The organism is Leptolyngbya sp. 'hensonii', assembly GCF_001939115.1.
Lineage (GTDB): Bacteria > Cyanobacteriota > Cyanobacteriia.
The window spans coordinates 109,930-129,305 of the sequence record NZ_MQTZ01000046.1; the positions used below are offsets into that span (position 1 = coordinate 109,930).

Annotated in this window: 15 protein-coding genes; 6 read left to right on the forward strand and 9 right to left on the reverse strand. The window is 51.4% G+C overall.

Annotation, left to right across the window (positions count from 1 at the left end):
• Positions 1-186 precede the first annotated feature (186 nt).
• The 4 genes from BST81_RS19315 (at position 187) to gshB (ending at position 3,735) form a co-directional block, all read left to right on the forward strand.
• Positions 187-621 carry a tetratricopeptide repeat protein gene (locus BST81_RS19315; RefSeq protein WP_075600145.1) on the forward strand — a complete coding sequence of 145 codons (435 nt, stop codon included), beginning with the start codon at positions 187-189 and terminating at the stop codon, positions 619-621.
• A gap of 70 nt (positions 622-691) precedes the next feature.
• Positions 692-2,443 (forward strand): GTPase HflX, encoded by a 1,752-nt coding sequence (gene hflX / locus BST81_RS19320; protein WP_253188387.1) that lies wholly within the window; start codon positions 692-694, stop codon positions 2,441-2,443.
• A gap of 56 nt (positions 2,444-2,499) precedes the next feature.
• Entirely contained in the window at positions 2,500-2,766 is a 267-nt protein-coding gene (grxC, locus tag BST81_RS19325; RefSeq protein WP_075600147.1) for a glutaredoxin 3, read from the forward strand.
• 6 nt (positions 2,767-2,772) lie between these two features.
• Positions 2,773-3,735, forward strand: coding sequence for a glutathione synthase (gene gshB / locus BST81_RS19330; protein ID WP_075600148.1), 963 nt, complete (start codon positions 2,773-2,775; stop codon positions 3,733-3,735).
• A gap of 4 nt (positions 3,736-3,739) precedes the next feature.
• Here the strand turns inward: gshB and BST81_RS19335 are convergent, their stop codons facing one another.
• The 8 genes from BST81_RS19335 to remA form a co-directional block, all read right to left on the reverse strand.
• Entirely contained in the window at positions 3,740-4,867 is a 1,128-nt protein-coding gene (locus BST81_RS19335; protein ID WP_363080430.1) for a pyridoxal phosphate-dependent aminotransferase, read from the reverse strand.
• Between the two features lie 418 nt (positions 4,868-5,285).
• Complete coding sequence (locus tag BST81_RS19340) at positions 5,286-6,221, reverse strand: phosphoribulokinase (protein WP_075600150.1); 936 nt, start codon at positions 6,219-6,221, stop codon at positions 5,286-5,288.
• Positions 6,222-6,394: 173 nt separating this feature from the next.
• Positions 6,395-8,161 carry a PAS domain-containing sensor histidine kinase gene (locus BST81_RS19345; protein ID WP_075600151.1) on the reverse strand — a complete coding sequence of 589 codons (1,767 nt, stop codon included), beginning with the start codon at positions 8,159-8,161 and terminating at the stop codon, positions 6,395-6,397.
• A gap of 682 nt (positions 8,162-8,843) precedes the next feature.
• A complete protein-coding gene (prmC, locus tag BST81_RS19350) occupies positions 8,844-9,734 on the reverse strand; it encodes a peptide chain release factor N(5)-glutamine methyltransferase (RefSeq protein ID WP_253188389.1) in 891 nt (296 codons plus the stop codon).
• 11 nt (positions 9,735-9,745) lie between these two features.
• Positions 9,746-10,552, reverse strand: a complete 807-nt coding sequence (locus BST81_RS19355; RefSeq protein WP_075600153.1) for a Tic22 family protein — start codon at positions 10,550-10,552, stop codon at positions 9,746-9,748.
• 332 nt (positions 10,553-10,884) lie between these two features.
• Entirely contained in the window at positions 10,885-12,093 is a 1,209-nt protein-coding gene (locus BST81_RS19360; protein ID WP_075600154.1) for an AAA family ATPase, read from the reverse strand.
• A 176-nt stretch (positions 12,094-12,269) separates the two neighbouring features.
• Positions 12,270-12,833 carry a guanylate kinase gene (gmk, locus tag BST81_RS19365; protein WP_075600155.1) on the reverse strand — a complete coding sequence of 188 codons (564 nt, stop codon included), beginning with the start codon at positions 12,831-12,833 and terminating at the stop codon, positions 12,270-12,272.
• A 110-nt stretch (positions 12,834-12,943) separates the two neighbouring features.
• Positions 12,944-13,210 (reverse strand): extracellular matrix/biofilm regulator RemA, encoded by a 267-nt coding sequence (gene remA / locus BST81_RS19370; protein WP_075600156.1) that lies wholly within the window; start codon positions 13,208-13,210, stop codon positions 12,944-12,946.
• Positions 13,211-13,417: 207 nt separating this feature from the next.
• On the opposite strand from remA, the gene BST81_RS19375 reads away from it, so the two are divergent.
• Complete coding sequence (locus BST81_RS19375) at positions 13,418-13,969, forward strand: type II secretion system protein (RefSeq protein WP_075600157.1); 552 nt, start codon at positions 13,418-13,420, stop codon at positions 13,967-13,969.
• Positions 13,970-14,059: 90 nt separating this feature from the next.
• On the opposite strand, the gene BST81_RS19380 is transcribed toward BST81_RS19375, so the two are convergent.
• On the reverse strand, positions 14,060-15,256 hold the full coding sequence (locus tag BST81_RS19380) for a quinone-dependent dihydroorotate dehydrogenase (RefSeq protein WP_075600158.1): 1,197 nt from the start codon (positions 15,254-15,256) through the stop codon (positions 14,060-14,062).
• Between the two features lie 774 nt (positions 15,257-16,030).
• Here BST81_RS19380 and BST81_RS19385 point away from each other — a divergent pair.
• Positions 16,031-18,844 carry a GAF domain-containing protein gene (locus tag BST81_RS19385; protein WP_075600159.1) on the forward strand — a complete coding sequence of 938 codons (2,814 nt, stop codon included), beginning with the start codon at positions 16,031-16,033 and terminating at the stop codon, positions 18,842-18,844.
• Positions 18,845-19,376: the final 532 nt, after the last annotated feature.

Genomic DNA, 19,376 nt, shown 5'->3' on the forward strand with positions numbered 1-19,376 from the left:
ATCTGATTCAAACGGAATTTGCTCCTACCATGAATCGAAACAATGGCTCATCCAATACTGTATCCCAGAAGAATTTTCAACAAAAATTTATTCCAATCCATGGCTGGGCACAGTTAAATAAAAATGATTCTGGGAATAAGAAATAACCCCCTTGTACCCTTTTTATTCAGGCTCCCCCTCTGAATTATGTCCCCCTTGCAGCAACAGCATTCTGACCTTGCAACACAGACAGAACGCCTGAATCTATTACCAGAATCCCGTGACTATGAGCTCTGGTACAGGCAGGGCGAATCATTGGCCAGTGTGGGCAACTATGAAGGGGCTCTGGTGAGTTTTGAGGCAGCCCTGAAAATCAGACCCGAGAGTGTAGCGGCCTGGAATTTTCGGGCAGCCATGTTGATTCATCTGGAACGGTACGAGGATGCGCTCAGTAGCAGCGATCGGGCACTCAATCTCCAGCATGGGAACGAAGAGGCCTGGTTATTTAGGGGGGCTGCCCTGCAACGGTTAGGGCACTATCAACAAGCCTATGCCAGCTACTATCAGGCTTTAGACAGAGGCCGACGAACTCGTACCGAATTCTCCTGGTTCAAAGGAATTAAAAGACTCTTTAAGGGATAGGGTCAGCAGCGTTAATCCCAGGGTAGAGCCAGTAAAATAAAGCTATCGGATTCGAGGGCCAGTTCTCTGGTTGATTTTACCTATCGAGACTATCTACGGCCACCTGCAGGGCCTGAAATCCAGCCAGCTTAAACAATTACAAAAGCTTTACCATCAGCGGCTTCCCGGCGATCGCCTCACCACGTCGGAATTTGCCCAACGGCTGGCTGCCATCAGCACTGAAATTAACCAACCTGTGTGCGTCTACATTAATCGTCGGGGGCAGCCTATCCGTGTGGGGGTAGGGACCCCCGGCCAAACTCAGATTCCGTTGCTGGAACTCCCCCGCTATGGGGTCGAGCGTCTGAGTGGCATCCGCTGTATTGCCACCCAACTCAAGGCCGATCCACCGAATCAGGCCGCTCTGACCGCAATGGCCATGCAACGACTGGACGCACTGGCGGTCCTGATTCTCTCAGGGTCTGGGTTTGAGCGGCGGGGTGGAGGTGCGACAGGCTATGTCCGAGCAACCTATTTGGCCCATCTGATTCCCCAACCCGAAGACACCCTCCGTCCCCAGGCCAATGAAGCCGGGGAAGAGCCACCTGCCAGTTGGAGTGTGTCGCCTCCGTTGAGCCTGGAGATGCTTGCTAACCAGGATTTTGTGGATCTGGTGGAGGGGCTGGAAGAAGAGTTTCGCCGGGAATATACCGCCCGTCAGGTCGATCGCACTCAGGACCAGGTTTTGTTAGTGGGGCTGCAAACCGATACCCTTCCGATTCAACGGTTCCAGGATGGGCTGGCAGAATTATCCCGGTTGGTGGAAACCGCCGGGGGAGAGGTGCTGCAGGTACTCTGCCAACGACGCCCCCGTCCCCATCCCCAGACCGTGGTCGGGGAAGGAAAAGTACAGGAGATTGCCCTCACGGTTCAGGCGGTCGGGGCCAGTCTGGTTGTCTTCGATCGGGATCTGTCCCCCACTCAGATTCGCAACCTGGAAATGCAGCTCGGGGTCAGGGTTATCGATCGCACAGAGGTGATCCTGGATATTTTTGCCCAGCGCGCCCAATCCAAAGCCGGGAAACTACAGGTGGAACTGGCCCAACTGGAATATATGCTGCCCCGCCTGGCCGGGCGGGGGCAGGCCATGTCCCGCTTAGGAGGCGGCATTGGCACCAGAGGTCCGGGGGAAACCAAGCTAGAGACGGAGCGGCGGAGCATTCAACGGCGAATCACCCGGCTCCAGCGGGAGGTCGATCAGTTACAGGCCCACCGATCGCGGCTGCGCCAACAGCGGCAGCATCGGGAGATTCCCTCCGTAGCGATCGTGGGCTATACCAATGCGGGCAAATCAACCCTGCTGAATGTCCTTACGGCAGCAGAAGTATACGCCGCCGATCAACTCTTCGCCACCCTCGACCCCACTACCCGACGGTTAGTCATCACCAACCCGGAAACTCAGGAGTTAGAAACCATTCTGCTGACCGATACCGTTGGGTTTATCCATGAGTTACCCCCAGCCTTAATTGATGCATTTCGGGCCACCCTGGAAGAGGTGACTGAAGCCGATGCCCTGGTGCATCTGGTGGATCTGTCCCATCCAGCCTGGCAGAGTCATATCCGTTCAGTAATGGCAATTTTGACCGCTATGCCGATCGTGCCTGGGCCAATCCTGCTGGTTTTCAACAAGATCGATTGTGCCGATGGAGATGCGATCGCCCTAGCCCGGGAAGAGTTTCCAAATGGGATCTTCATCTCAGCCAGTGCTGGCCTGGGGCTAGAAACCCTAAAACAAAAACTCTGCCATCTGGCCCACTACAGCCTGGTCCATGCGGGAGGGTAAGGATTTGACAATCTTAGCTAAGATTTAAGAAACATTCGTTAACAGAACGGACGGCTATGACTCCCCAAGTCGAAATCTATACCTGGCGTTCCTGTCCCTTTTGTGTGCGGGCAAAGGCCCTGCTCAATCAGAAGGGCATTGCCTACACTGAGTATTCTATTGATGGAGACGAGCAGGCCCGGTCTAAAATGGCCAAACGGGCCAATGGACAACGATCGGTGCCTCAAATTTTCATTAACAATCAGCATGTGGGGGGCTGCGATGATATCTATGCTCTGAACGTCCAAGGCAAGCTGGATATTCTGTTGCAGGCTGAGGCATAACCCGGCATGAAACTGGCATTTATTATTGATCCCATTCAGGCTCTGGATCCGGGCCATGATACCAGTGTGGCCCTGATGGAAGCAGCCCAGGAACGGGGCCACGAGATCTGGATCACCCAGGCCCACGGGCTGGGTGTGGCAGACGGCAAAGCCTGGGCTCAACTCACCCCCGTGCAACTCACTCCCGTACAACTGATCGAGGGCCGGTGGGTAGCCCCTCAGCCCTGGTATAGGCTGGGGGAACCTGTGTTCTGTCCCCTGGAATCGATGGACGGCGTTTTCATGCGCACAGACCCGCCCGTTACCATTCCCTATCTCTATGCCACCTATATTCTGGATTATGTGGACCCGATTCAAACCCGGGTGATCAATGCACCGGCAGGGCTGCGGGCAGCCAACGAAAAAATGTATGCCCTGCAGTTCACCGAGGCCATTCCCCGCACGATCGTCGCCCGCGATAAGCAGGTCATCCGCCACTTTGTGGAACAGGAAGGGGCAGCGGTGCTCAAGCCCCTGGGCGGGAAAGCCGGAGAGGGAATTCTTTTCCTGGATGGGAACGATCGCAACCTGAACTCCCTGGTGGAAATCAGCACCCTGCAGGGGCAGGTGCCGGTCATGGTCCAAACTTATCTGCCTGCCGCCAAAGATGGGGACAAACGGATTATTTTGCTGCATGGAGAGCCGATCGGAGCCGTGAACCGGGTTCCCACGGGTCGGGAATTTCGGGGTAACATGGCCGTCGGAGGCCGGGTTGAGGCCATCGAAATCACCGATCGGGAATTGGACATTTGCCGACAACTGGCCCCTGCCCTGAAACGGGACGGCCTGGTTTTCGTGGGAATTGATGTGATTGGGGGCTATTTGACGGAAGTCAACGTCACCAGCCCCACCGGCATCCGGGAGATCGATCGCCTGAGCGGCACTCGCCTGGGGCATCAGGTCATGGAGTGGCTGGAAAATCAGGGTTGAAGGCTTAGAGGATCGTCTGCATGAACGCTGTCAGGCGATCCATCCCCCGATTAATAGTGGTCATATCCGTCGCATAGGACAGGCGGATGTGATCATCGGCTCCAAAAGCCACACCAGGAATCACAGCCACCTGTTGAGCATCCAGGAGCTTGTCGCAAAATTCCAGGGAAGTCAGCCCCGTCTTGCCAATGTTGGCAAACATATAGAAAGCGCCATCAGGCTTGGCACAGGCAATGCCAGGAATAGCATTCAGCCGCTCATACATCACCTGCCGCCGCTCGGCAAAGGCCAGCCGCATTTCTTCCACACAATCCTGGGGAGATTCCAGGGCTGCGATCGCCCCGTACTGGGCAAAAGTACAGACGTTGGACGTACTGTGCCCTTGGATGGTCGCGGCTGCTTTGATGATCTCGACTGGTCCCGCCAGGTAACCGATGCGCCAACCGGTCATGGAGTAAGCCTTAGCAAAGCCACTACTAATAAAGGTACGCTCATAGATCTCCGGTCCCACCGCACCAATACTCAGATGTTGAACCCCGTCGTATAAAATTTTGCTGTAGATTTCATCGGAAATCACCAGCAGATCCAATTCAATGATGACCTCAGCAATGGCTCGAATCTCCTCGGGGGTGTAGACCATCCCCGTCGGATTGGAGGGCGAGTTGAGGATGAACAGGCGAGTCCGGGATGTGGTAGCTTGTCGAATCTGATCAGGAGTGATTTTATAGCCGGTTGAGGCATCCGTCGGCACACAAATCGGCACCCCATCCGCCAATTTCACCATTTCTGGATAACTGAGCCAGTAGGGCGCTGGAATGATCACCTCATCGCCCGAATTCAGCAAGGCCAGCATCAGGTTGTAGAGAGAATGCTTGCCGCCATTAGTGACAATAATATTTTCAGCCCCGTAGCAAAGATTGTAATCGGTCTGCAGTAGGTGGGCAATCGCCTGTCTGAGCCTGGGTTCCCCAGCAGCCGGGCCGTAGCGAGTCTTGCCTTCGGCCAAAGCCGCCTGCGCTGCAGCCACAATATGGGCTGGGGTGGGAAAGTCTGGTTCTCCAGCACTGAAACTGCAAATATCGACCCCCTCCGCCTTCATGGCCTTAGCTTTGGTATCGATCGCAAGTGTCAATGATGGAGTAATATAACTGACCCTGGTTGCCGGCTTCATAGGAATTTGAGTAGTGTATTTTGTCACCGATTTTCAGCCAGATGGCCAATTCACTCATCCATCCGCAGAAGACCGTAGGGGGATTTTAACTCAAAAAACAGAAGTCAATTCATCCGGATTGAATTCAGAATTCAAAATTCAAAATGTCAGGTCTTGCACATCATTTCACTCAGGAATATAACCACCCTAAATGCTAGATAAACGCCCGATCGGCAACTTCTCAAAGAAGTCACCGATCCAAGCAACCAGGCTTCTTCAGTTCAATTAAATCACTGTAGATGCTGATATTTTTAGGAAAAAATTAATCATTTTGAGCCTTGCAAGGAAGCCTCCCAGCACAAGTTAAGATCCACTCAGGTCTCAAGATTGAATTTTGAACTTACTGATGAATCGCCCTCAACATGTGATAAGCAATTAACAATTGCGTCAGGGCGAGAGGGTAACTTTGCAGCGTTTCACCCGTTGTACCCGTGATTTTACCCAGTTCCGGATTCCCATCCTTGCTGCAAAATCCCACCAAATTAGGGGCATCATTGCAAATCACATGCTCCAACTCTCGCACCTGCTCTTTAGTCGCATGGCCATCCACTTCCAGAACATCCACCGGTTTCCCCATATCCCGATCGAGTTCCAGGCGCACAGCCGGTTCAGCAGTCGCAGTCCCCGGATTCAAAATTTCGGTAAAGTCTGGATGGGGAATCGTTGGCCTTAAAACCAGACGCACATTTAAATGGGAGTTACTCTCATCCAGCTCAGTCTCCGGTGGATAAAAGGTGACGACCAGATCAGCCCAGCGGCGCTGAGGCCGAATGAATTGCTCTGAGTCTGGCTCCCGTTTAGCCATTTCAGCCAGAACCTCGGCTTCCGTATAGCCTCGCTTCATCGTATCTCGCTTCACTTTCCACTTCGCCCGCAAAGCCTCGGGGGGAGCCAGATAAACTTTAACATCGTAGCAATCCCGGGCTCCCCGTGTGGAATACCCCAGCAGCCCTTCAACAATGACAAATTTATTGGGCTTGACATAGACAGGTGCCTCAAACGTGCCCGTTTTATGGCTGTAGACTGGCTTCAGGATAGGCTGACCTGTCCGCAACAGCGACAGATGCTGCTGCATAATATCAAGATGGTTACAATCCGGATGCAGGGCTGTAATACCCAGTTCGGCACGCTGACGACGATCGTACCGATGATAATCATCCGTACAGATAGCAGTTACATTCTCCTCGCCAAAAACCTGAGTAATGCCTCTGGTCAGCGTGGTTTTACCGGCTGCACTGTCACCAACAATGCCAAGGATAATGGGGCGCTGAGGCATGTTTCTTTACTGAGTCCAACAGTGGAAGTTTGGTGATTCTGATGATACACCTAATAGGCACGATTCGTTCTGTCTATAAAAATGATTCGCTTAACCAATGGATCAAAAACAATTTAAATCACTTCTTGTGATATAAGCCAAGCTTTAATTATCAGGCAACTGTCGGCCGCAACTCAAAATAAAAATTTCAGGGTAAAAGTCGTCCACCCCTCACGACTCTCCACTTGCAAATCTCCCTGGAGTTGCTCTACCAATTTTTGCACCAGAGCCAATCCCAGGCCTGTCCCCCCCTGCTTCCAGGGATCGGAGTTGGGAATCCGGTAGAACTTCTCGAAGATACGCGGCAGTTCTCCAGGCGGAATCTGGGCCTGGTTTTTCAGGGTGAACTGGAATTGGGCAGGCCAATGATCAACATTGGTTTCTGCCATATGGATCGATCGACTAACCCTGTAAATGGGCTGATTGGGTTGTTGGGCCACAATAGCCAGAATAATTTGGCCCCCCGCTGGGGTATATTTGCAGGCATTGTTCAACAACTCGACCAGAATCCGCATCAGGCTGGGACTATGGGTTTTAATCGGGGGTAACCCCTGGGCCAAGTCAATCTGTAACTGCTGCTGAAAGTTTTGTGTCCGGACAATAAAGGGTTCAATAATCGTAGACAGCCAATCTTCCAGGTGAATCACATCTTCCGACAGCGGATAGGAAGCAGCCTCCAGCCGTTGCAAATCTAACAGATCATTGATCAAATCTGCTTCCCGGGCACACTCAGCCTGTAAAATCTCCAAGTAACGTTCTCGTCGATCTGGCGTGGGAGCCACTCGTAACATGTGAATGGCCATTTTCATATTGGAAACAGGGGTGCGTAATTCATGGGAAACTGTGCTCAGAAAATCATCCTTGAGCCGATTCAATTTCTCTAACTCTTGCACCTGAGCCTGAGCTGCCTGATAGAGTCTGGCCTGCCGAATCGCGATCGCACATTGGTTCGCCACCTGCTGAACCAAACGAATCTCAAATTCCTTGAAGATATAGTCTTCATGGTTAATCAGCCAGAGATCCCCCAGAACACCCTGATTATCAAAAATAGGACAGGCCAGCATCGCAACCCGCCCCCGATGGGGATTGGGTGCTATCGAGCAAAACTGGAAATAATTTCCCTGCAATAGTTGATCATAAATCTCCGGGTAATCCCCCATTTGCGCCACCCGCCCCTGGTAAGCAGGCATCGATGTCGTGTATTCGTAGCAAATCGTGGAAGCTCCCTGATCCAGGTTGTAGAGGGCTGAATTACAGCAGCCAACATTTAATCCTAGGGTTAACTCTTTGACGGCACTCTGTAAAATCTGATTTTCATCCAGACTATCCCGCACCTTATCTGTGATGCGTTTTAGCATGGCCTCAAAATTCAGCACCTGCCGCAGTTGGCTAGTCCTCTCATGGACCTGATGTTCCAGGTCAATATTCAGTTGCTGGACCTGGCGATATAACGCCGATTGCTGCACTGAAAGGGTCGATCGTTGATGCATGTCAGCCCCGACCTCGATGGTGATGATTAAGCCCCCGACCTGGCTTTTACCATCATGCCAGGGATAAATCTGCCATTTCACCCAATCGGGTAATCGGGTCGGTGCCAAGATCAGTTCTCCTTCTCCTGAAACAGACACCCCTGCCAGACAGCGTTCATAAATTGCCGGGTCTTCCTGATCGAGGCGAGGAAACTTATCACAATGGGATTGACCAATCAAAAGAACAGGGTCACTCAATCCACAACTCTGAAGCCATTTCTGACTGACAACGAGATAGCAAAGATTAAGATCCAGAATCGCGATCGCAGAGGGAGAATACTCCAGAAGCAAGCGCAATAATTCTTCAGGCTGCTGTTTAAACAACTCCCCAGATTTGATAAGGCCCTGATCCCCGGGCTTATGAGTGGTCATTTAACCGCCCTGCTACCTGCCATCTGGTCATCCACACAGAGAAGCGCCTAAATCATCAACTTCGCCAGAAGACTATCCCACTGTTCATCATAATGGACACTCAACCTGTGGGAATACAAGCTTGGCCCCTCTGAAACCTCAATGTCATGCATTCCTCTAAAAACAAAGTAGAGTTCCAGAAAAAAAGCATTAATACACTTCACACAATAAATTCAGCCCTCACCTCCTGCCCCCTCATCCCCTTACCCCTTCTCCCACCAGGGCTACCGCGTATACAGATCTCTGAAAAGTTTGGCTCAAGTAAGCAGATTCGCGTGAAATCCGCTCTCGGGAGGGGTGGCCCCCAGGGCCGGGGGTGGGTCTAGGAAGGGGAGCAGGAGCGTTGAACCCACCCCTACCCCTCCCAGGAGGGGATTATGGGTACACAGTAGCCCACCAGGGGTAAAGGGATGAGGGGGTAATACGGTGCATCAAGTATATTAATGCCCAAAGAACACCCCTATCTTCTTAGATAAAATTTATACCGTATTTTCAATTTCTTAAAGGATTTTTTTGATGTTCGTTTCCATTCCATCACCTGAGTTCCTGATTAAATCAGGCTCATAGCCTCAGGCATCAGAAAACAACTGAATAACTGTTTTGGCAACAATCGATACAGTAGATTAGGAGAAGCTGAAGCCTCCTAACATCGATAGGCTAGCGCAAAACGTTCAAAACCTGCCAGATCAGAGCAGACTCGGATCTGGCAATAGCTCCCTTGGCGATGCAGCAGGGAGGCAACCCCCTCAGCCTGCCCCGCCATCATTTCTGTTAACCAAATTCCCCCTGATCTCAAATAAATTGATCCGGACTGAATCAGGCTGCGAATACAGTCGAGGCCATCTTCCCCTCCGTCCAGAGCCAAATGGGGCTCGTGACAGGCCACTTCCGGTTGCAGTGTAGGAATCAAATGACTGGGAATATAAGGGGGGTTCGCGATCAAGCCACTCATCTGGCCCTGGTAAGGAAGCAGAGGATCGAGCCAAGACCCCTGATAAAATCTAATCCGATCTCCCAACCCCAACAAATCAGCGTTGGCCTGGGCCACAGCCAGAGCCGCATGACTCATATCAACTGCGTGGATGATGGCCTTGGGGAAAGCGCGGGCCAGACCAAGGGCAATCGCCCCGCTGCCCGTCCCCAGATCGGCCCAATGTCCACAGGTCAGATCCGAGACTCCACTTTCCTGGGCTGCAGCGATCGCCAGATCAATGATCTGCTCAGTTTCCGGGCGGGGAATCAGGACAGCCGGAGACACCCTGAGTTCAAAGTCACGCCAGGATGTTCTGCCTGCCAGGTATTGCACTGGTACCCGCTGCTGCACCCGTTGCTGCCAGCGCTCCTCTAACTCGGCCAGGGAAATGTGTAACTCAACCTGGGGCCAATCTCTAAAAGATTCCAGGCGGAGGGATAACCGATCCAGATTAGAAAGGGACTGCAGGAGCCAATCAACCTCCATACCTGGAATCTGAAAAGCAGCGGCAGTGGCCAGAGCCTGAGCCCGCCACTGCCACAAGTCTCGACCTGAAACCACAGAATCCAGAACTACTTCTTGGGAGCAGATTGAGGAGCGGGAGCCTGTGGCTTGGGTGGATTCTGTCCCTGACCCTGGGCAGGTTGGAGCGCCCGAATATACTCAACCGACTCCTGAGGAGGAATCAGAACAATCTGACCCAACTGAGGATTGTTGCTAGTCTGGAGGGTTTGAATCACACCCTCCAGATTTACCACCTGAATGTCGATCGTGGCAGCCAGATCAGGCTGTTGTTGCTTAAAGCGCTCCAACATATTTTGGAGTTCTTCCTTCTTGAAAAAGAGCGGAATCACCTGCTCATTCCCTCTCTGAATAGTCAAATAGCCCTTATCTTTCCCAGCTCGGGCCAAAAACAACGGCACCCCGTTGAACTGGGACACCTGCTGCCCCCCCTGCTGGAGAAGGGTCAGCGCTGACTTCACCTGCTGCTCCATCGGCACATACTGGAAGTCCAAGCGCTCCGGCTTGTTCTTGCTGGACTGTCCCAACTGGTAGACCTCACCCAGAGAGACAGGCACAACCTTCACATCTTTAGCCAGGGCAGGATTCTTCGTCTTCAAAGCATCCAGGAAGGCCTGTGCATCCTTCTGACTGATAAATACACCCGCAACAGGAGAACCCTGCTGTCCATTCGGGGGAGAGGCAACCAGAGGAGACCCCTGGGAGTTGGCAATAGCAAACACCGGCACTGGTCTTAGCTTCTGGACAATCTGGTCTTCTGGTAGGGCCAGCACACGCATCGCGCCAACCAGAGCGGAACTAACCAGGGTACTGCCGATAATGCTGGCGGTTACTCCCCAACGTACAAGTGCTTTCATGACTTCTCCTGCAAACCTGCAAATAAGTGATTCACCACTCTCAACTAACGTGAGATTTTCTCTAAAAACTGCTGTGACCTGCGACTACCCGATAATTTTAAAAAACTTTACACAGGGTCTTGTATTTCCCCATCAGTGTATAGCAGAACTATCAAACTCTGCCAACCCCTATATCCAGGTATCAGTAGGAAAAACCTTGCTCAAAGCCACAAAACGGCATTTATGGCCCGGCAATCGGTTCATTTGAAGTTCTTGAACTATTGGACTCAACTCATCAGTCATCCATATCGGGAGACCTTTAAACCAGTAGAAAAGTTCCGAGGCCATCAAGTTTAAACGAATTTGTGGGTGAATTCATACATCAGGTCAACCCGTCCTTTACGAAGCATAGCTGGATCCAAGCGCTCTGTTGTGTTACAGGTCATCAGCACAACCAGACGCTGGTCTGCCTGAATACCAGATGCTTCGACAACACTCTGGTAAAGGGTTCCATCCAACAGACTGAGAATATGTTCAGTCTTATTACTGCGCTGGGCAATTTCAGTTGCCCGGTCTTGAGCCAAATTATCAGCCTCGTTAATGATTAAACAAATTCGTTCCAGGTAGTTAGGGGGTACAAAGTTTTCCACCGCATCATGGTCAAGAATGAAAATAACATATCGTAAGGACACCAGGATTTCTGAGGCCACCGCTTGTGTCCAGGCAGTTTTTCCGGTTCCTGGCTCCCCATGCACCAAGACAGCAAGCTGGTTCTGGCTGAGAATAGCCTGCTGTACCTGATCTGTAAAACTCTGGATATCAGTTGGAAAGGAGCGTAAGGGATAGAGACTCTGAACCTGGCCCACCCGACTTTGGTACCCACTCAACATGACTGCCAAGTTATAGGTCGCTTTATTCACAAGAGGGGCCAGTTCCTTCGCAATCAGCATGTATCTGCGCCGTCCCCAACTGCCATTCGTGATTTGCAGCCAGATGTGGTACTCCGACCAGTAAGCCAGAAGCGTCCCCAAACTTTCCAGGCGATTCCAGTCAATAAACCGCCCCACTGGATAGTAAAAGTGACGTTCGCCGAAAGTCTGCGTAATGATATCGGGACGCCCCAAGATATCCAGAACTTTGAGGACAGTAATTTCCTGCAGCCGACTCAAGACATACTCGATCGGAATATGATTCCGGCTCACTTTTTGGTTAATCGGAGTTTCTGTACTGAGGGTATCTTTATAACGGTAATCAGGACCAGGTGGGGCTGGCGTGATGTAATCCCAGTACTCATCAATTTCATAGCGAGTATTCTCTGAGAAAACATTGAGCAGGTTAGCCCACCAGGTATGGTCTCGCCGCCCCAGGGTATTAGCAAGATCACTCACCAGATCCAGAGTTTTTCGGGTCAACTCCATCGGATCGTTCAACACCAACTGGGTTAAAAATCCCAGATCCAGATCTCGACTTAAGGGACGCCAGCCAGACTTGAGCAAGCTCTGGCCCTGCGTGTTGCGATGCTCTGGAATGTCTTCGTAATCACCAAAATATCCCGATCCCATACTAAGAAGAATGACACGCCATGCATGTATTATAGTGTAATACAAATACTACAGACATTCTGTTGGATGGATGGCTGACAAATCTCAATATCTGGCAGTTATCACTACGCAAGCGACTCCTCAAACCCTGATTAATGCCAGTCCGTGCAGACAGACCGGGTTCCCATAAGTATGGGTTACACATTCACAGGCGTAAACAGCGCTGCTTCGATTCGATTCAAAGCAGCTTCAAACTCATCATTGACAATCTGGATATCGAATTCATCTGCTGCCTCGACCTCTGCTCTAGCCCGTTGCAGTCGTTGCGCGATCGCATCCTCCGAATCCTGGGCCCGATTGCGAATCCGATACTCTAACTCACCCAGGGAAGGCGGAAGAATAAACATCCGCAAAGCTTCAGGAAAGGTACGGCGAATCTGACGGGCTCCTTCCAGCTCGATCTCCAGAATCACCCACTTGCCCTGAGCAATCTGGTTTTCGACAGGTTCGCGAGGGGTGCCATAGCAGTTGCCAGCAAACTCCGCCCATTCCAGCAATTCATTATTGGCCACCATTCGCTCAAACTGAGTCCGCGTCACAAAGTAGTAGTGCTGTCCATCCACCTCACTGGGACGAGGGGCGCGTGTCGTCACAGAAATGGAAAGATAGAGCTCTGGATGGCGTTTCAAGAGCGATCTCAGCAAGGTTCCCTTGCCAACACCACTAGGCCCAGTTAAAACAATTAGCCTCCCCAATCCCATCTATACTTCCTTCCTGCTAACCAGCTTTCAATTGTAAATGTGCAATATTGGCGTCGAATCTCAGAAAAACCAGACATCCACGACTCGACTAAGATTTCGTTGAGCCATTATCAGTCTTCACTTCCGGGTAGATCCTTGCTGATAATGAATCGATTGGCAACTGTTTCCGGTTGAATAGCAGAAAGAATGATGTGACCGGAATCCGCAATGATAACAGCTCGCGTGCGCCGACCATAGGTCGCATCGATCAGTTGCCCACGATCGCGGGCATCACTGATCACTCGTTTAATCGGTGCAGACTCTGGGCTAACGATCGCGACAACTCGGTTAGCCGACACAATATTGCCAAAACCGATATTGATCAGCTTAATATCCATGATGCCCAATAAGCCTGAAAGCGAGCACAGCCCGATTCAATCACTTTACCCTTAATCGTATCTGAATCTTCTCATGGTATCTAAATCTTCCGAGTCTCGAAACAGACAGAACCAATACGCAACTTGACGGAGAAAAATCCGGCAAGCCTGTCATTCTTTATCAAGACTCCTTTCCGACAATGGTCAGGTACTCTTTCAAGCATTGTCATGAAGACAAATCACCTCAACCGGGGTTTCTCCCTCCTGGAACTGCTAATTGTGTTGTTTATCATGGGAGTCGCAGCCACAATCACAGTTCCCCCCTGGTTAGGATTCATGAATACTCAGCGTTTAAACGCCAGCCAGGACCGCATTTACTGGGCTATGCGGATAGCCCAAAGCAATGCCATGAAGGATAAAATCACCTGGCAGGTCAGTTTTCGCCAGGTTCAGGACAGACTTCAGTGGGCCATTCATCCGGCAACCTCCAGCAAGGTTTCCCTGGCTCTCCTGGAATGGCAGGAACTGTCACACATCCGCATAGATACTAGGGAAACCACCTTGGATTGCTCCAAGAAGAGTTGCCAGGGCATCGAAAATATCTGGCGGGTCCAATTTAACGACAAAGGAAATACCAACGGGCAATTAGGACGCATCACGCTGGCTTCTAAGCAAGGGGGCAGGACAAGACGTTGCATTATTGTTTCTACCCTGATCGGCAACATCCGGACCGGCAAAGACCACACTGTTCCCGACACAGAAAAACGGTATTGCTACTGAAGCATCCAGCCTCCCCAGAAGCGGAGTGTAGACCGAGAAGACTGACAGAGAGCGTGTGGCAGGGTGAGGCCCAAACAATCATCCCAAAAATCAGTTGACATCGCACGATGCTTCTGAACCCACCGCCTCGGCAATCGACCCCATGCCCTGCTGATCCAATTTTTGTAGGAGTCCAGCCAGGATCTGACGCACCATCCAAGGCCCCCTATAAATCCAACCCGTATAGACCTGCACTAGACTGGCTCCAGCGACAATTTTCTCCCAGGCATGCTCTGCCGTGAAGATACCGCCCACCCCCACAATCATTAACTTTCCCCCAGTTTGCTGACGAATAAAACGAATGATCTCAGTCGATCGTTGCCGTAGGGGTGCACCACTAATCCCGCCAGACTCTTCCTGAAGGCTCTGGCCCGTTGCTGCCAGAATCTGGGTCTTCAACCCCTCCCGCCGAATGGTTGTATTCGTGGCAATCACCCCAGCCAGGCGATGGCGTTGAGCCAGATCCACAATAGCAGCAATCTCATCCCATTCCAGGTCCGGTGCGATCTTGACCAATAACGGTTTATGTTGTGAGTTTTCCTGTTGTAACCCCAATAGGATTGGCTCCAACTGTTCTACAGCCTGGAGCGATCGCAGACCTGGGGTATTGGGAGAACTGACATTCACCACGAAATAATCCCCCCACGGTTGCAGTAAGCGAAAGCTACTCACATAATCCTGGGTTGCTTCCTCCAGGGATGTCACCTTCGACTTACCCAGATTGATTCCTACCGGAGTAGCAAATTTTCCTGTTCCGACCTGTGAATTTTCCCCAGCCTGAATCCCTGCCTCGGCGGAGTTCTGGGCATTGCATCGGACACTGAGCCTCTCTGCCATGGCCATAGCCCCCCGATTGTTGAACCCCATCCGGTTCAGGGCAGCATCATCATCGGGCAGTCGAAACAGCCGGGGTCGAGGATTACCGGGCTGGGCCTGGAACGTGACCGTACCCAGTTCAGTAAACCCAAACCCCAGATCAGACCAGATACCAGCAGCCAGACCATCTTTGTCAAATCCAGCAGCCAGACCCACCGGATTAGGTACCGTCAACCCCCAACAGTCCTGGCTTAAGCGGGGGTGGTTCAGACACAGAAGCTGCGCCAATCGGCCCCGGAACCAGCGACTGCTGGGTTGCTCCGCCCGATCGAGACGACTCAGCACCTGCATCACCTGCTGATGCACCCACTCTGGATCCATCTGTAATCCATCAAACAGAATTGCCTGAGTACTGAACTGATAGAGATTCAACGGACTATCCTTACGAGTTAACTACATTGCAGGGGATACTCATCCCCTACCTGGGCACTCTAGTGTTGTAAACCCTAGTCAGTACCTATCAAAATAGGAGGCTTTCAGACCGAGGCTAACCCCTAGCTATTCCGGCATGACATCCTCCCGACGCTCACCCTAACGGTTAGAGCGCAGGACTTATAGCTCCCTGAGACCCTCATTAGTTAAATTCAATATTTTCTGAATTTAATGTTCTCTACGGATGCATAATTCTGTAATTCTACCGAGGATAATCATTAATCGAATTTACCAATTTATAACCTATCGACTAATCTACAGATCTGTAGGAGTGACCGTATTGGGTGCAATTCCCTGCAATTCAATTAAGGATTAGGAGCAGTGTGAAAGGATTTAGCCCCCGCCTGGAGCTATCCCAGAAAAGCCGTTACTACGCAAATACTACGCAAACGCGAAGCGTTGCGCGAGTAAAAGCCCCAAGTTCGTCTCCTACAGGGCTCTGTCACCTTCTACTGAACCAGATGGATAGCCATGTCAGTTTGTTAATTCTTTACCGAAAATTTTCTCTTGGGATTGTTTCAGTAAAGATGGAGCGATGCTGAACTGCCAATCGGGTCAATCACGGTTAGACTGTGCTTACAACTTCTCACCCGTCATTGCTTGTGCTGTTACAGCCCAGGCTGAGGGCATTGACCAGATCACCCTAGCAAACCACCGCAATTACTTCCAATCTAGTTTCGAAACCACGCTCTGCCGAGGGCGGACATATATCGTATGGTTCAGCAAAAAGAGCCGACTGTGCATGAAAAACAACTCGTGGCATTGGGACGAACCCTGCAAATATTACGCGAGGAGCAAAATGTTGATGCTCTGATCGAAACTGTGCTGGTTTATCTCCAGGACGAGTTTGACTATAGTCTGGTTTGGCTGGGCCTTTACGATCGGGTCGAACATCGCCTGTTTGGCAAAGGGGGCATGACACCCACCGGAGATACAACATTTCTCAAACAGCGGTTTGTCCTGGCTCCCGGAGACTTACTGGAGCAGGTTGTGATCCAGCAACGTCCGGTTGCCGTTCCCAGTTTGCGGGAAGAAACCAGAGCTGGAGAATGGCGCAAAGCCGCTCAAAAATTTAATGTCCAGGGCACGTTGTTGTTTCCGATTCGTCACCGCGATCGATGTTTTGGGGTGGCCTTGCTCGGCACAAACCTGTGGGGCACTTCTCCCCGGGCTGAAGAAAAAGCCCGCCTCTCGATCATTCTGGGAGAGTTGGGGGCAGCCCTCTATCATATCGACATGGAATGGCAACGGGAGCAGGCCAAGCGGCCCGATGAACCCCTGCTCTCTCTGTTAGACCGCTTGCGAGCACTCCCCAATCTGACTCAACGGCTGGAAGTGGTTGTGGAGGAAACCCATCGGTTTGTTTCCCCTTCCCGCACTAATATTTACTGGTTCGAGCGGGAACGTCGTTACTTCTGGCGACGGGTGGGCAATCGACAACGCTCCGGAGGGCTTGGAGATGTCAGCAGTCAGGCTTCCGGCATTACCATCCAGGAAGTTAACGCCTTTTATCAAGCATTGGCTGCCGACCAGGTCGTATCGATCGGGGAAGCCCACAGTTCTCTGAAAGCCGATATTACTGGGCGGTTGATGCAGCAGATCAAGGCCCGATCTCTGATTGCCTCTCCTATTCTGTTTCAGGGCGAGCTGCTTGGCTTCCTGGCCGTGGAAGGAACCGAAGCCCGCATTTGGCAGGAAGAAGAAAAAAACTACGTGCGGGGAGCGGCCCAATTGGTTGCCCTGGTTGCTCCTCTGGCAGAGATGGAGGAAACCATTCAGCAGGTAAAAATGGATCAGGCTCTGACTGCAGAGGTGAGCCATGCGATCTACAGCGATGAGGATTGGAGAGGAACTCTACAGAACTGTGCAGAGAAATTGTGCGAGCGCCTGAAAGCAGAACGGTTCCTGGTCTTGCTCTACGACAAAGATCACAACAAGTTTGAGATCACCCACCAAAGCCAGCCTTCTAACCGGCGCTCCATCAATTCTCCACTGGATCGCATCAATGAAGTGGACTGGCAAATGCTGGAACGCAGTCAGGAACCCGTCGGCATTGAGAACTTAGATGAAGACTTAAGGCTACTGGCTTGGCGAAACACGTTTCTGGAGTTAGGGATCAAGTCCCTGATTATCTGTCACACCACCATCGGGCGTCCCCTGGAAGGGTTAGTCATTTTGTGCCATGAAGCAACCCGCAGTTGGAGCCAGTCAGAGCGGGAAATTATTCGTGTTGTCAGTCAGCAAATCGGCCTCATTCTCCACCAGTGGCAACTGCAACGGCAAAACGAGCAGCAGCAAAAGATCCAACAAACAGTGCAGTGGAGCCTAAAAACCATCCAGCAGATTAATCAACTGGATCGGTTGGAGGCTGCTGCCCTGCAACACATGGCCCAGATCTTGCAGGTTCCTACGGTAGCCCTACTTTCCTGGGCACCAGGACGGCCTTCTGGAAGGGTCACAGTGCCCGTGATGGCCAACGAACAATATGCCATTCGGGCCGATGCATCCGTTTCGATTCATCTCGATGCGCTGGCTAAATTGGCTCTCCAAACCGATGGCATCCTCCCCCTACAAGTGGGAGATCTGTCACCAGAAACCCGCTATTGGATCCCAGGCCCTGCGATCGGTCAACTCCTGGTTGCGCCATTGCGGACAGGTCCAGAACACGTCCCTACCGGAATTGTGATTATCGTTGATCAGCGCGATCGGCTGTGGACCGATCGCCACCTGACTGCTCTAGATATCCTGGTCAGTCAACTGGCCTGGTTCCGCCGCTACCTTACCCTCACCGAGTCGCTTCACATCCAGCAGGAACGTCTGGAGCGGCTTAACTGGTACAAGCACGGGCGACTAGAGGAAACCTATCGTTCCCTGACTATAGGGCTCAAGCGCCTGAATGAGTCTCTGAACCAGCACCAGGCTACCCTGGGCAACCAGCCTTACCAAGCTCTGCGCCAAATCAGCGATGCGCTTAATCCCCTCGCCCTGCTCCTGAAGGATGAGCAGTGGCGATTGCGTGCCTACCAGGAAACTGCTCCCCTGGCAGGGTTTCTGAAACGGGCACTGGAACGGGTGGAAGGTTTAATCAAACAACGGCAACTCTGGTCCCAGGTACATAACAATGAAGGCAACCTGAGCCTCAGCGGCGACATTGCCAAGATCGAGCTGATCGTCCATGAAGTCCTGGTTGCAGCCTGTTACCGCTGCCAGCCCGGAGGTCGGCTTGACATTTGGTGTCGTCTGATTGACCCACGCTGGCTAGAAATTTCTATCACCGACAATGGGATGATTGAGCCCTTGTTGGCATCTGAACTGCAATCCGGTCGAGTCGCTGATTTGCTCGCCCCTTCAACTTTAGACCAGCCTCCTGGCCTGCATCTGCTGATTTGCCAGACATTGATGAAGCAGATGGGCAGTGAGTTCGGCATCTACAAGCTAGACGACGGACGCATTCTTAGTCGATTAGTTCTGCCCCTGGCAACCGCCCAACCTCCGGGGCGGGCAGCGGGATATTCATCCAGTGGCTAATTGCCTGGAAAGGGTTTTCTCCGAAGCCTGCGATTTACCACGCTGGGTCAATCACCAAATTTTTACAGCAGGCAACTTTCTTTAAAAAAGTCTATTTTTTATTAAAAATTGTCTATTTTACCCCTCACAAATAGCTTGATCTTTTACCCATCCTTGCAAGTTATTTACAACACCCTAAAGGATGAAAAACAGTACTTTTAAGACATCCTCTAAAACCCTTGACTACAAAGATTTTCCTAACTCAAATTGATCTGGACTTAGCATTAGTAAACTTTGTTTTCATAGTCTTCATTCTCTGGAAAACCATCTTATATTAATAGTTGAAGCTACAAAGCTTCCCTGGCAGATGAACAGCCAAGTCCACATTAGTTTAGAGGTAAAGAAAGCTGTTTAATGTAATCTGTCTCGTAGTCCCAACAGCGTCCAAGCAGTCCGAAAAAACATTGAAACTTCCCCAGTGATTTACAGAACTGGGAGCTCTGCAACTAATTCTTGAGGTAGTTTTTTACCAATTGGTTGGTTTCATCTCTGT